The following is a 12,773-nucleotide window of genomic DNA, read 5'->3' on the forward strand; positions in this document are numbered from 1 at the left end:
CGTGTCCCTCGTGTGGGTTTGAATGTGACCGTGACGCGAATGCGGCGATGAACGTCTTGCAGAGAGGCTTTGCTGAATTAGGGCTGGGATGGCCCGAAGATACGCCTGTGGAGACTGCGCTCCCTGCGGACACCCATTCGGTGTCTGCAAAGCGCGTCGTAGAAGCAGGAAGCCCTACCCTCAAGGAGCGAGCGGCGTCAGCCGTGAGCGAGTAGGGTAGGGTAGTTCACGCAGCCGGGAAACCCGTAGACGGGTTGCCGTCGCGTGATTCAGTTCACACGAGCAGCGCGATCCCGCCCCCGCCGACGATCGCGAGCGCGCCGAGGGCGAAACACACCGTCGCGAAGGGGACGCGCTCGACGACGCGCATGAGCGCGTCGATCGTCAGGTAGCCGACGACGCCGCTCACGCCGAGCGCGACCGCCGCGGGCACCGGCGCGATCCCCGGCAGGCCGCCCGCGCTCGTGACGGTGAGCGCGGCCGCGCCGACGCTTGCGGGAATCGACAGCAGAAAGGAGAGCCGAAACGCGGTCGGGGGGTCGTAGCTGCGGAACAGCAGCGTGCTCGCGGTCACGCCCGACCGGGAGATGCCGGGGAGGATGGCGAACCCCTGCGCGGCGCCGACGAGGACCGAGTCGACGAGCGAGGGCGTCTCGCGGCCGCCCATGCTCACCGTGTCCGAGGCCCGCTGGAGCAGGCCGGTGACCACGAGGAGGACGCCGATCGCGGCGACGAAGACGCCGCCCGTGAGTTCGCTGACGAGGTCGACGGCGAGGACGTATAACGGAATCCCGACGAGCCCGGTGAAAAGTGACGCCACGACGACGTACGTCGCGATCGCGTGGTCCGCGTCGTACGCCGTCGCGGGGCGCCACCCGGGGATCGCCCTGAGGATGGTCGCGATCTCCGCGCGGTAGTACGTCGCGGCCGACAGCGTCGTCCCCAGCTGGAGGAATAAGGCGAGCTGGACGGCCACCGCGGGGTCGGTGCCGACGAGCGTGAGCACGAGCGAGAGGTTCCCCTGACTCGAGACGGGGAGCCACTCGACGACCCCCTGAACGATCCCGGCGAGTATCGCAACGAGCAGCTCCGTGGTGGTCACTACCCGAATCGGGCGCGGGCAGTCACTTAAGCGACCCCGTTTGGCCTAGCGGCCGGAGCGGGTCCGCCCGTCGACCGACGAGTCCGGCTCGGACGGTTCCGTCCCGTCGGGGTCGCCCGCGTTCGCGTCCTCGTCCGTCGAGCGGTGCTCCCGTCCGGTCTCAGTCGCGTTCGCGTCGGCGGTCGCTCCCTCCGGCGGCTCCGGGGGTTCGAGCGCGGCGACGAGGAGCTCGACCGGACGCGTCTCGCGCAGCGCCGCCCAGCTCCGGCGCTCGCGGGTGGCGAGCACGCCGGCGGCGACGAGGCCGCCCGCAACGACGAGGCGAGTCGTCCCGAGCGTTCCGGCCGCGACGCTCGCCAGTCCGAGGGCGAGGCCCGCCGCGAGGAGCGCCAGCCCGACGGCGACCGCCGGCGCCGCCAACGTCTGCCGCACGCCGGCCCGGACCGCGGCCGCCAGGCGAGAGTCGTCGAGCGCGGGGAGGAGCCGGTCGAGGACCGCATCGAGGAGGCGAATGAACGGGCCGACCGTCCACGTCTCCCGGAGATCGATCACGATCACATCCGGGTCCGGCTCCGCGGTGAGCCAGCGGTACAGGTACGAGTCGCGCACGGCGTCGGCGGTGCGCCGCGATAGGCGACCGAGACGCGACTCGCGGGCCGCCCGCCGTACGCCTCCGGCCAGCGTACCCGCCTCCGTCTCGTCACTCATCTGAATCGATCTTCGGGTGGGCGCTCATGTGTGTTGCGACTGTGGCGGACTTGGACGTGGTTACCGCCCCACGGTGACGACCGTCGCCTCCACAGTAACCGTGCCGAGATCGAGCGCCACGGTCGACCCCTGCCGGATCTGGTCGCCCTTGAACGCGAGGCCGCTCGGCATCTCTCGGAGCTGGAGGTCCGCGGTGATCGTCACCTCGCGGTTCACCGGGTGGTCCACGACGTTGACGCTGCCGTTCTCGCCGGTGGTGATGATGAGCGACGGCTCCGTCTCCACGCCGGTGACGCGAGCGACGGTGGTGTCGCCGGTCCGCTCGACCATCCCCGGTTCGATGGCGTCCGCGAAGTCCTCGCGAACCTCCTCCATCCGGAGCGTCACGGTCCGGGTCGTTGTCGCGTCCATGTCGATATCGTGGCTGACCTGTTCGATTCGCGCGTCGAGTGTGTACTTATTTGTGGGAAGTGTTACGCTCTGTCCTCGCCTGACTGGACTGCCGCCGAACCGGAGCCGGTCCTGCTGGCGGTGCCCGGCGAGCGTCGCTTCAACGAACAGCTGTCGTTGGGTCGATCGGTTGGTCGTGTAGGTGGTGACGTTGTTGATGCGGGCCACGGTGCGGTCGCTGAGGCGAATCTCGTCACCGGGGGTCACCGCCTGCGCGGTGCCCGCATCGACTTGACTCGAGAGCAACACGCGCTGTTGTTCGGTAGCCAATGCGTCGCTGTCGCCGACGTCACGAATCTGGCCGTTGACCTGATAGCGGTCGGTCGTGATATCGAGCGTCCGTCCGAGTCGTGGTGGGGCCCCTGCGTACGTGAGACTTCCTTGCTCGTTGCGTTCGCCTTCAAGCGCTACGCGGAGGACGACGCGAGTCTGACCGTCCTGTGGCGTGAGATGAACGTCTGTTATCCGGAGTGTTGATGTGCTATCGGAGTCGTAGGCATCACCCTCCTCGATAGCGTCGACAACGTACGGCGAGACGGTGCCAACGTCGAGCGTCGCGTACGTGGTGTCCGTCTCCGGTGGCGGCGCTGGGTCGTCGGTGAGCACGAACGCGGCGCCTGCGACGACGACGGCGGCGATCAGCAGCACGACGAGCGCGTCGATGACGTTAACGCGGCCGAACAGCCGTCCCTCGTCGTCGATCAACTCCATGGAGGTCCCTCCGAGCGCGGCATTACCAACGACGACCGGCGCGCGCGTAAAAAGCGTATTCGTTCGGCGTGCGCTCAACTGCGCGGATCCGTACCCTTTTGCCGGCGCCCACAGAGGAGCGTGGTACGATGAGTCGGCTCCGACTCCCGCTCGTGCCGCGGTGGCTCCGCCTCGCCGGCGTCGTCGCGGTCGCGTCGACGATCCTCTACTACTCGGTGTTCACGCCGCCAGGAAGCGGCGTGATACGGACCGGTCCCCTCGGCGTGTTCCCGTACGGCACGTGGCTCCACGGGCTGGCGTACGCCGGACTCGCGGTGACGCTCGCGTACGCGTTTCAGGACTCGCCGTGGCGCGACCGAACCGTGTTGGGCGTCGTGTTCCTGCTCGCCGTCGGCTACGGCGGGAGTATCGAGCTGCTCCAGTCGACGCTCGACGCGCGCACGGCCGACTTCGGCGACCTGCTCACCAACGCGGTCGGGGCCGCCGTCGCGGCCGTGTGCTGGCGCGTACTGACGCGCAGGGTTCGGTTCTATCGGATGCGGCGGGTTGGCGAGATCGAGGCGCCGGTCCAGTGAGCATGGTCCAGTTCAACCGAACGCGAGTCTCCCTCCGCGTCGCGCTCGGCTGTTGCTGCCTACTCGCGTGTCTTGGCGGCGCGTACCTCGGGCTACCCGCCTACGAGACGTCGATCGATGCGCAGGCACCCACCGAGGAGGCGATGGCGGCGTCGCTCGACGCGTACTCGCCGAGCGAGATCGAGCCGATCGAGTTCGCGGCCCTGTCTCCGGAAGAACAGGCCGCAGTCAGGGGGGCGGTCAACTCGGCAGACCGCATCTACTCGGACCGCGGGCCGTCGGATGAGGGTACTCGGTTCGCGTACCGCAACGACGTGACGAACCACTACTTCGTCGGGTACGAGGGGTCGATCTACCTCGTCCGCGTCGTCATCGATATCGGCTATCCCCTCTTGGCCGGGTCGCTCGCCGCTGGCGGCGTCGGGGCGCTCCTCGTCGCGAGCGGCCTATGGCGTCGTCGGTCCGAGTGATCGCTACCAGGTGAGTCCCTCGTAGGTGAGTCCGTCGCGCCGTTCGATGATCCGCCGGCCGTCGACGACGATCGGGGCGTCCATCGCGTCGAACTCCGCGTCGAGCGCGGCGAACTCGTCCCAGTCGGTACAGACGACGCACGCGCTCGCGCCGTCGAGCGCGGCCGCCGCCGAGTCGGCGTACTCCACGTCCGGGAAGTGCGCGCGCATGTTCTCCGTCGCCACCGGATCGTACGCGACCACGGTCGCACCGCGCGCTTGTAGCCCCTTGATGACGGGGATCGCTCGGGAGTTCCGGACGTCGTCGGTGCCCGACTTAAACGAGAGCCCGAGGACGGCGACGCGCTCGCCGCGCACGTCGACGTGGTCGTCGAGCAGCGCGAGCAGCCGATCCGGCTGCCCGTCGTTCACGCGCACGGCCGCCTCGAGCAACTCGGGGTCGTAGCCGGTATCCTTCGCGGCCGCAATTATAGCATTCGTGTCCTTCGGGAAGCAGTTGTGAACGACTAGTCCGTCGGTCGTCACGAACGTATGGTCCTCGGCGACTTCCAGCGAGTAAACGTCCGTCGTCGTCTCCTCGACGGTGACATCGCGAACCGGAACTGAGGTAAATCCGCCGTCCGCCGTGTGCCCCGTCGGTGCGATGTCCCGATCATACGCGTCGAGCCGATCGTCGATCCGGTCTTGCTCTTCGGGCAGGAACAGCTCCTTCAGCGCCGCGATCTGGCGTTTCGAACTCACACGCAGGAAGTGGGCCGGCCGCGTCGACTTCTCCGACTGCGAGGTCTTGTAGCTCGGGACGATGCCGAGACTGTGGAGTAGCAGAGTCATCCCGTCGATCAACTCCTCGCTAACGGAGCCATAGTCGTAGACAACGGCGTTCGAGTGATTGGTGTACTCGATATGCCCGTCACCGCGGAACAGTCCCGAAAGCAACGCCACGCGTTCGTCGGCCGTCGCTTGGAACGCGTCGTCGGGGATCGCCGCGGAGTAGGAGCCGGTACCACAGCCGAGCCACTCGAGGAACGCGGCGAAAACCCGGCTGGAGACGCTGATCGCCGTCGTAGTCTCCTGTTGCCTTGTTTGATACCGAATCCCCAGATCCTCGTAGTACGACTCAACATCGCTGACGTACTCCGGTTCATCGCTTGGATGGAAACTCAACTGAATCCGTCTTCTGGTGGTCGACCCGTGTCCAGAGGTGTCGTCGTTGATGTGGCCCTCACTGAGATAGTACCCGATGAACCGCCAGAACTGCTCGTCTGCGCGGAGTATGGCTGGCACGTACGTCTGCCCACCGTCCCGCGTCGTGTAGAGAGACAGGTCTTCCCTGTCGACCGGTAACTCCTCCTCGTAGGTGAGGAACACGTCGAGCGGCAGGTAGTTATCTCGAACGAGATCGGAGAGCTTGTGATAGTCGAACTGACGGTTGTACGCGCGAAGCACCTCGTACACCTCGTCTTTGTTCGCCTCCAACGGCGTCGACGGTTTCAGATACACCCGATCGTTCTCGAAGTCGGGCGACTCGGCAACGATCTCGATGAGGTCAAACTCCGAAACGGGATCGCTCGGGAGATCGGCCAACACCGGCACGGAATCTCCCGCTTCGAGCTCCGCAGCCGGCTTGACCGCGGTATCGTTCCCCTTTAGCGTAATCATCGGATGGTCGTGCGTGACGGTCACCCGTTTGTTCATTTTCGTCCGGATCGTGTGTAGCGGACCGTCGTATCGGCGGCGCGTCGCCACCTTGACGGGCTTGAACGCGAACTCGCCCTGTTCCGACCGACTGAGTACCGAAACGTCGTCGACGGTCCCGTCGGAAACGTACTCGTCGAAGAACTCGCCGAGCGTGAGATGTCTCGTACCTGTCTCGTCTTTCGCTAGAACACGCTGATCGCCCGTCAGACAACTTCCCCCCCACCCTAAGCCGGAGCGGAGGAAGCGCTCGCCGATGCGGTCGTCGAGGCCGACCGCGTCGGCCACCTCGTAGGCGTCGACGCCGAACTGCTTGCAGACGTTCCCGATGTCGTTGATGAGGCTGACCTTGCTCGCGAGGAACGCGTTGTTGGCGTACTTGATCATCTCGGCCTCGGCGATCCCCGTCTCGACGACCGCGGCGTCGGTGGCGTCGAGGAGCGGTTCGAACACCCCACGAAGGGCGTCGAGCGCGACCGCGTCGTCGGGCCGCGTGCCGAACACGACCTTGTCGGGCGACTGGAAGTCCGCGACGGCCGTCCCCTCGCGGAGGAACTCTGGGTTCATCGCCACATGGAGGTCGTCGCCGAACTCCTTCCCCGAGGCTTCGACGAGGATCGGGGCGAGTGTCTCCCCGGTGGTCGTCGGGACGACGGTGCTTTTCGTCACGACGACGTGGTCGCCGTCCTTCGTCCGGAGGGCGTCGCCGAGCGCCTCGGCGCCCGCCTCGATGATCGACGTGTCGATGCTCCCGTCGTCGTTCGCGGGGGTCGGCAGCGCGAGGAACGTGAGGTCGGTGTCGCGGACGGCGGCGTAGTCGGTCGTCGCCGTGAGCGTGCCGCCGCCGTGTTCCGCGAGGAGGTCGTCGAGACCCGGTTCGTGGATCGGCGCGCGGCCGTCGTTGATCGCCGCGACGATCTCCTCGTCGATGTCGACGTTCACCACCTCGTGGCCCATGTCGGCGAAGCAGGCCGCGACGGTCGTCCCCACGTAGCCGCTGCCGACGATGCTCACGCGCATTAGATGGGGGTTCGGGGACGGGCGTTTTAGGGTTTGGCACCGCGTCGGGCTCGTCGACATCCTCGATGCTGGTGTCGGATTCTGCGATCTCGTCGCCGGCGAGGCTCCACTTGGCTTTGTCGCGGTCCTCGGGGTAGTCGACGTCGAAACAGCCAACCAACTCCGTGCGAGCCTCAGCCGGACAGAAGACCTCACAGATGAACGCGACCGTCGACAAGCGGCCCGTGAGTGGGACCACCTCGAGACGCGCCGGCGCCTCGTCGAAGACGTACTCCGCCTCCACGACCGCTTCCCCGGCGAACGACGCTCCGCGTCCGCATGAGTATCGGAGCGGAAACCCAGCCCTCTCTTGAACCTCTCTCGGATATGTTCGGCTTCTATCTCCAAACCTATGTTCTTTCGTCCACACCTTTATTTCTATGGAGATGACAACATAGGGTGACGGATGGCGTCCTACACCACCATCGAAGATTGGAAGGATGTCGAAGATGGCTACGTCGTTGATGTGACCATCCGGCAGACGGAGGCGGCAAAATACCCGAGTGGATGGGACTACGGCCTACACCTCGGAGAGGTTGGCGGCGACACCATCCTTCGCTACGATAACGCCCACGAACGGACGAAGGGTCACGAACGCCACACAAGAGATGATGACGAAACCATTCCGTTTCCGGGAATGCTGGCCCTGTATGACCGCTTCAAGCGGGACGTCGAAGAGCTGACCCCCGTTTCGTGGGACTGGCCGGAGTAGGACGCTTCCAAGAGAGACACACCATGCCCACGCTCAAAATCACCGTCGGCAAACGCGATCGCCTCGACCAGCGTACGCGCAGCCGTATCAAGGCCGCCCAAGAGGATGAAGACCTCGACGACGCTCAGCCAGTACTCAACTTCGGCTCGTACGCTGAACTCAACCGCCTCCTTAGTCCGAAGAACTTGGAGCTACTGGAGGCAATCTTCGAACACGAACCCGAAAGCATTCGTGAAACTGCGGGCCTGGTGGATCGAGACTACAAGCAAGTACACCACAATCTCTCCGAACTCGAAGATATCGGCGTCATCGAGTTCGAAGGCGGCGGCACAGGACAAGCGAAGAAGCCGCTGCTGGCTTACGACGGTCTCGAGATAGATATCCCCTTCGCGAGTTCGAACGGGAACGTCGGCACAGCAGCACCGTGAACGAGAGACTTTCGTAGCGCTTTCACGATACCGCTCGTCCTCGGCGCCCTACGCGTCGGACTCGACGACCGCGTCGGCGTCAGCGTCGTCACCGTCCGCGTCGGCGTCGTCGCCCCGGAGCCGGCGCTCGGCCTCGTCGCGGTCCTCGGGGTAGCCGACGTCGACGCGCCAGCCGTTGAGGCCGACGGCGTCGATGATGTGACCCGACTGGATGAGCAGATTCACGGCGTCGCCGACCTCGTACTCGTCGCGGTTCGAGGACAGACGCGGTGGACCGAGAGCCGCCGTGTATCACATTTAATTTGAACTACCTCAAATTATTTCTACGTAGGGACTATATCAGCGGTCATGAGCGACGAACCGGACCGGAGCTGGACTAACGGTCTGTCGGCGGCCGATCGCGTCGAAGCGGTCGCCCTCACGGTCGGGAAACCCCGAACAGCCAATTGGATAGCCGAAGAAGCCGAGGTCGCCCACGAGACGGCGACGAAGTACCTCACACGACTGGTCGACGACGGTACACTGCGATCGGACACGCGCGGTCAGCAGACGACGTACGAGCCGGATCCGGTGGGTCAGTATCTCGCCGAGATGCGCGAACTCTACGAGGAACACTCGCCCGACGAACTCGCTGCGAGCCTCGAAGACATAAACGAGCAGATCCGCACGTGGAAGACGAAATACGACGTCGAAACGGCCAATCAGCTCCGTGCGAGCCTCGGCCGGACAGACGACGTCACAGACGAACGCAATCGTCGACAAGCGGCCCGCGAGTGGGATCACCTCGAGACGCGCCGGCGTCTCGTCGAAGACGCACTCCGCCTCTACGACCGCTTCCCCGGTGAACGCCGCTCCGCGTCCGCATGAACCGCGGTGCGGAAAATCCGGCCCTCTACCGGACGCTCAAGGACGTCTTGGAGCGACAAGCGGAGGTCACCTCCGTCCGCTTCGAACCGGACGCGATCCAGAAGCGGTACCTCGCCGCTGCGATCGACTCACAGCGGGTCGTCCCGCCGACCGGCTCCGAGTCACCGCAGCTCGAGGTCCACTGGAAGCTCACGCCGCCCCATGACGAGTTCAGGATCGACTACGCCGATCCGAACGCGGAGTTCCACTGCGGCTGGCATCAAGACGACGACCACGACGACCTCGGCGCAGCGCATTTCCAGTACCAGACAGCTTCGATGGAAACTCCGGCGTATGAAGCGGTCGTGTTCGAAGCGGCGTCTCCTCCGAAACTCCTCTGGGAGTGCTGTGAGGACCTCTTCAACAACGTCATTCCCGACTACACGGGAGAACTGTAGTACGGGAACTGTCCCGATCCTACGGCTATGCTCCGTGAGATTCTCCAGCGGATGGCAACAAAGACCGCGTTAATGGCGTCGCGATAGCTCTCGTTCTCGTCGCCCTACGCGTCGGACTCGACGACTGCGTCCGCGTCCGCCTCGTCACCGTCCGCGTCGGCGTCGTCGCCCTGGAGCCGGCGCTCGGCCTCGTCGCGGTCCTCGGGGTAGCCCACGTCGATGCGCCAGCCGTCGAGGCCGATGGCGTCGATGGTGCGGCCCGACTGGATGAGCAGATCCACGGCGTCGCTGATCTCGTACTCGTCGCGGTTCGAGGGCTGGACGAGGTGGCAGGCGTGGAAGATCGCGGGCGTGAACGTGTAGAAGCCGGTCATCACGAGGTTGCTCGGCGGGTCCTCGGGCTTCTCGACGACGTCCGTGATCTCGCCGTACTGGTTGGTGTCGCAGACGCCGTAGCGGGAGGCCTCCTTCCAGGGGACCTCCTCGACGAGGAAGGCGGCGTCCGCGCGCTCCTCGCGCTGGCGACGGACGACGTCCTTGAGGTTCGCCTGGAAGATGTTGTCGCCGAGGATGAGCATGAAGTCGTCGTCGACGTGTTCCTCGACCGTGAGGAGCGCGTGGGCGAGTCCCTTCTGCTCGCGCTGGTGCGTGTAGGTGATCGGGACGCCCTCGTAGGCGTCGCCGTAGTGGTCGATGATTACCTCCTTCATGTAGCCGACGACGACGATGAGCTCGTCGGCGCCGAGCTCGATCAGCTGATCGAAGCAGTGGGTGATGAGGGGTTTGCCGTCGACCTCGACCATCCCCTTCGGTTTGTCGTCCGTGAGCGGGCGGAGGCGCGTGCCCTTGCCGGCCGCGAGTACGACTGCTTGCATGATTCGAGGATTCTGGTCAGGCAATCATAAGGATTCTGCCTTTCCGAGTCGGCTGGTCGCACTGTCCACACGACTTGTAGTGTGTGACTGGCGCCGATGGAGTTGATGCTGTACTGGAACTTATGTACTCTACAAAAAGTATTTGTCATAGGTCTCGGCACACGCTATCATGAATCTCCGAACGTTGGTCGGAAAGCCACACACTCGGTGAGACGGTCCGTGCGACCGCCCTTCCGGGGCCGTAGCGGGCTGTACTCCGGTGTGTGCCAACCCATGGACGACGATGAACTCATCCGTCGAGAACTGCGCAGCGCTCGTGAAAAACTTGTCCGCAAACGCGCACGACAGTCGGACGACCTGCCGGCATCGACGAGTCAGCTTCCGTTGATGCCGGAGCGGGACGACGCGTTCCTCCGTCTCGCTCTGATGAGCGTCGAAGACCTCGAAACGCACATCGATCGGCTCGAACGCGATCTCGCCGACTTGGAAGCCGGTATCGATCGCCCGGACGCAGAGATTGAATAAGCACGTCGAACGCGTATGAATCTCACTGAAAATACAATCTACCGCCACGACGAACTCGGAGAAGTACTCGTGCTCGGTGTCCACCACATCTTCGAAACGTACGATCCGGACTCGGCGGACGGCCGTCTTCGATCGAGAGTCGTCCGCTACACTGCGGAGTGGGACGATTATGGTCCGATGCCCTCCAGTGTCCGTACCACGCCGGTCGATGAGTTTCGGACGGTCGTTGGCGACACCGTTCGAACGTGGGAGGGCGTTGAGTGGTCAACGAATGATCCACTCGATTGAACGGCAAAGAAACTATGTGTGTGTAGATTCTACACATAGTGTGATGGCTGAGGAAAAAACACGCGTCGATTTTAACGCCCCGAAGTCCCTCGTTGAGCGCGCCGATAGCGCGATTGAAATCCTCGACATCTCTCGTACCCGTCTCATCATCGACGCACTTGAAGACGAACTCGAAGAGCTTGTAAACGACGAGGAGTTCCAGCGACGGCTGAGCGACGCCTACTACGACGGCCGGGTCGATTACGACACCGTCGAAGCAATTCTGGGCCGTGAGGAGGCACTGCGATTGAAACTCCTCCGAGAGTCGATCGATCGGACGCCCGCTATACCCACACTCGAGGATGGGCTCCCGAGTGACGATGCCTTCTACGACGGCGAGATTTCCGAATGGACGGATTCAAATTCGGCTGATTCTGATGACGAGTCGCGTGCCTGATAATGTCGGAGCACGCCGTTGCCGTCGTCGATACGAATGTACTGTTGAATCTCGCCACGCCGGTCGTTGACGGGCGGCCGAAGGCTCCCTCTGGCGGGGACCCACTCAAAACACTCCTCACCGGGTACGACGTCCACGTACCAGCGAGTGTTCTCGGCGAGGTCACCCATGCCACGGGAGATGATGACCTCCTAGCTGCTGCCGCGGATCTCATCCTCCAAGCTGCCCATCATATAACAACACACGATGTCGACAACCGGGCCGACGAGCCGATCGACTATGGGCTTGATCAGGAGGAGGCCGAAGGTGTCTGGCTGGCCAACGAGTTGGAGGCAGAACTCTTCATCACGGACGAATTCAACACTACCAACTACCTTTTCATTAATCTCGCACTTGACGACCGGAACACACTCTTCACGACACCACACATGCTCTGTATCCTCGCAACTCACAAGATCCTGCCCATAGAATACGTCGACGCTGTGCTCAGCTACTACGTCGAAACCAAAGGCTGGGATACACAATATGTGGCGCAATTGCGCCAAGAGTATCTCCACGGTTGATTTCTTCGAGTACGACCTGTGTTTCGGGCTGAGCCACAACAGCCCCACCGTCGATAGCGGGTTCGTGACTGCGTTTGAGGACTTGACAGACATCCGCAACCGAACGGGTGCGTCGTGGGGTCACAAGTGGGCGTTCCGAACCCTGTACGAGCAGGTAGAATACAAAGCCGAAGCGGTCGGCATCTCGGTGAAGCAAGTCGGGTCGGCGTACACGTCACAGCGGTGTGCCGAGTGTGGATTCACAGCTGAGGAGAATCGCACGACTCGGATCGGCTTCCGGTGCGTGAAGTGTGAGTCGGAAGCCAACGCGGACTACAATGCGGCGAAGAACATTGGGATGCGGTACGTCCGTCGAGGCCAACAGTCGTCTCGACGGACGGGAAACAGTCAGCTTGCCCTCAAGTCTGGAACAGTGACGCCGAGTGACGGATTCACCGCCCACCCGGACGGGTTCGAGGCCGAGTTCACGGACAAGCCCCATCACCAGAAGTCACAGACTTCTGGTTAGCAGCCAGAACTCGAAGAGTTCTGACGACACCCTCCACGAGCGAACCCGTCAGAGTGAGCGAAGTAGGGTGGGGTAGTTGACTGATCGGACCGCGAACTAGATTCGTCAAAATAGTGCCTATAGTTACCACACCCTGACTAATTTTAATACAGTTCCCACAATAATCTGTGACAGACGTCCAAAACAAACCTCGTAAACGGAGAATCCCGCAACATGGTCGATACTCGCTTCAAACCGCGGCGTGCTTGCTCTTGTTTAGCCGCGGGTCGCGTGTTCAGCGAGTACCTACAAGACCAGCGTGCGGAGAGACCGGACGAGAATCGTCGAGCCTGCGTCACCATCGAACACGAGAGCGCGACGCACT

At 63.6% G+C, this 12,773-nt stretch carries 16 protein-coding genes and 4 pseudogenes; 13 read left to right on the plus strand and 7 right to left on the minus strand.

The genetic code is table 11. From position 1 onward, the window contains the following. Positions 1-215, plus strand: a 215-nt coding sequence (locus tag EXE47_RS18995) for a transposase (RefSeq protein WP_241997586.1), incomplete at its 5' end; no start/stop codon positions are given. Between the two features lie 59 nt (positions 216-274). On the opposite strand, the gene EXE47_RS13200 is transcribed toward EXE47_RS18995, so the two are convergent. From EXE47_RS13200 to EXE47_RS13210, 3 genes are read right to left on the minus strand one after another with little or no spacing between them, the layout of a single operon-like run. Continuing rightward, positions 275-1,102, minus strand: a complete 828-nt coding sequence (locus EXE47_RS13200; protein ID WP_049931899.1) for an undecaprenyl-diphosphate phosphatase — start codon at positions 1,100-1,102, stop codon at positions 275-277. Between the two features lie 45 nt (positions 1,103-1,147). After that, on the minus strand, positions 1,148-1,810 hold the full coding sequence (locus tag EXE47_RS13205) for a hypothetical protein (protein WP_094520790.1): 663 nt from the start codon (positions 1,808-1,810) through the stop codon (positions 1,148-1,150). A gap of 60 nt (positions 1,811-1,870) precedes the next feature. Beyond that, positions 1,871-2,971 (minus strand): DUF4330 family protein, encoded by a 1,101-nt coding sequence (locus tag EXE47_RS13210; protein WP_137703444.1) that lies wholly within the window; start codon positions 2,969-2,971, stop codon positions 1,871-1,873. Positions 2,972-3,099: 128 nt separating this feature from the next. Between EXE47_RS13210 and EXE47_RS13215 the strand changes: the two genes are divergently transcribed. Continuing rightward, a complete protein-coding gene (locus EXE47_RS13215) occupies positions 3,100-3,546 on the plus strand; it encodes a VanZ family protein (RefSeq protein ID WP_049931902.1) in 447 nt (148 codons plus the stop codon). Next, the gene (locus EXE47_RS13220) at positions 3,543-4,016 is read left to right on the plus strand and encodes a hypothetical protein (protein WP_199237899.1); all 474 of its coding nucleotides are present in this window, start codon (positions 3,543-3,545) and stop codon (positions 4,014-4,016) included. The genes EXE47_RS13215 and EXE47_RS13220 overlap by 4 nt, the downstream gene beginning before the upstream one ends. Before the next feature lie 3 nt (positions 4,017-4,019). Here EXE47_RS13220 and EXE47_RS19000 read toward each other — a convergent pair. Both EXE47_RS19000 and EXE47_RS19225 read right to left on the minus strand, forming a co-directional pair. Continuing rightward, positions 4,020-4,514: pseudogene (locus tag EXE47_RS19000) on the minus strand (UDP binding domain-containing protein); the annotation flags it as partial. A gap of 3 nt (positions 4,515-4,517) precedes the next feature. Beyond that, a pseudogene (locus tag EXE47_RS19225) lies at positions 4,518-6,731 on the minus strand (nucleotide sugar dehydrogenase); the annotation flags it as partial. Between EXE47_RS19225 and EXE47_RS19015 the strand changes: the two are divergent. From EXE47_RS19015 to EXE47_RS13240, 3 genes are all read left to right on the plus strand, one after another. Then, a complete protein-coding gene (locus EXE47_RS19015) occupies positions 6,718-7,053 on the plus strand; it encodes a hypothetical protein (protein ID WP_085682621.1) in 336 nt (111 codons plus the stop codon). The pseudogene EXE47_RS19225 and the gene EXE47_RS19015 sit on opposite strands and share 14 nt — an antisense overlap. 123 nt (positions 7,054-7,176) lie before the next feature. Next, entirely contained in the window at positions 7,177-7,482 is a 306-nt protein-coding gene (locus EXE47_RS13235; protein WP_049931908.1) for a DUF6516 family protein, read from the plus strand. A 23-nt stretch (positions 7,483-7,505) separates the two neighbouring features. Next, the gene (locus tag EXE47_RS13240) at positions 7,506-7,910 is read left to right on the plus strand and encodes a hypothetical protein (protein ID WP_049931933.1); all 405 of its coding nucleotides are present in this window, start codon (positions 7,506-7,508) and stop codon (positions 7,908-7,910) included. A 48-nt stretch (positions 7,911-7,958) separates the two neighbouring features. On the opposite strand, the pseudogene EXE47_RS13245 reads toward EXE47_RS13240, so the two are convergent. Then, a pseudogene (locus EXE47_RS13245) lies at positions 7,959-8,168 on the minus strand (UTP--glucose-1-phosphate uridylyltransferase); the annotation flags it as partial. Positions 8,169-8,258: 90 nt separating this feature from the next. Here EXE47_RS13245 and EXE47_RS13250 point away from each other — a divergent pair. Together EXE47_RS13250 and EXE47_RS13255 are read left to right on the plus strand one after the other, a co-directional pair. Continuing rightward, positions 8,259-8,777: a hypothetical protein gene (locus tag EXE47_RS13250; protein ID WP_049931910.1), complete on the plus strand. Its 519-nt coding sequence runs from the start codon at positions 8,259-8,261 to the stop codon at positions 8,775-8,777. Then, positions 8,774-9,214, plus strand: a complete 441-nt coding sequence (locus EXE47_RS13255) for a hypothetical protein (RefSeq protein ID WP_049931912.1) — start codon at positions 8,774-8,776, stop codon at positions 9,212-9,214. The genes EXE47_RS13250 and EXE47_RS13255 overlap by 4 nt, the downstream gene beginning before the upstream one ends. A gap of 104 nt (positions 9,215-9,318) precedes the next feature. Here the strand turns inward: EXE47_RS13255 and aglF are convergent, their stop codons facing one another. After that, complete coding sequence (aglF, locus tag EXE47_RS13260) at positions 9,319-10,089, minus strand: UTP--glucose-1-phosphate uridylyltransferase AglF (protein ID WP_049931913.1); 771 nt, start codon at positions 10,087-10,089, stop codon at positions 9,319-9,321. Positions 10,090-10,362: 273 nt separating this feature from the next. On the opposite strand from aglF, the gene EXE47_RS13265 reads away from it, so the two are divergent. From EXE47_RS13265 to EXE47_RS13285, 5 genes and pseudogenes are all read left to right on the plus strand, one after another. After that, positions 10,363-10,614: a hypothetical protein gene (locus tag EXE47_RS13265; protein ID WP_137703446.1), complete on the plus strand. Its 252-nt coding sequence runs from the start codon at positions 10,363-10,365 to the stop codon at positions 10,612-10,614. Between the two features lie 15 nt (positions 10,615-10,629). Then, positions 10,630-10,902: a hypothetical protein gene (locus tag EXE47_RS13270; RefSeq protein ID WP_129452297.1), complete on the plus strand. Its 273-nt coding sequence runs from the start codon at positions 10,630-10,632 to the stop codon at positions 10,900-10,902. A 43-nt stretch (positions 10,903-10,945) separates the two neighbouring features. Continuing rightward, positions 10,946-11,338: a hypothetical protein gene (locus tag EXE47_RS13275; protein WP_089309112.1), complete on the plus strand. Its 393-nt coding sequence runs from the start codon at positions 10,946-10,948 to the stop codon at positions 11,336-11,338. A gap of 2 nt (positions 11,339-11,340) precedes the next feature. Then, entirely contained in the window at positions 11,341-11,901 is a 561-nt protein-coding gene (locus EXE47_RS13280) for a hypothetical protein (protein ID WP_137703447.1), read from the plus strand. Between the two features lie 64 nt (positions 11,902-11,965). Next, a pseudogene (locus EXE47_RS13285) lies at positions 11,966-12,409 on the plus strand (zinc ribbon domain-containing protein); the annotation flags it as partial. Between the last annotated feature and the right edge of the window lie 364 nt (positions 12,410-12,773).

The sequence above is a fragment of the Halorubrum sp. GN12_10-3_MGM genome (assembly GCF_005435235.1).
Taxonomy (GTDB): domain Archaea; phylum Halobacteriota; class Halobacteria; order Halobacteriales; family Haloferacaceae; genus Halorubrum; species Halorubrum ezzemoulense.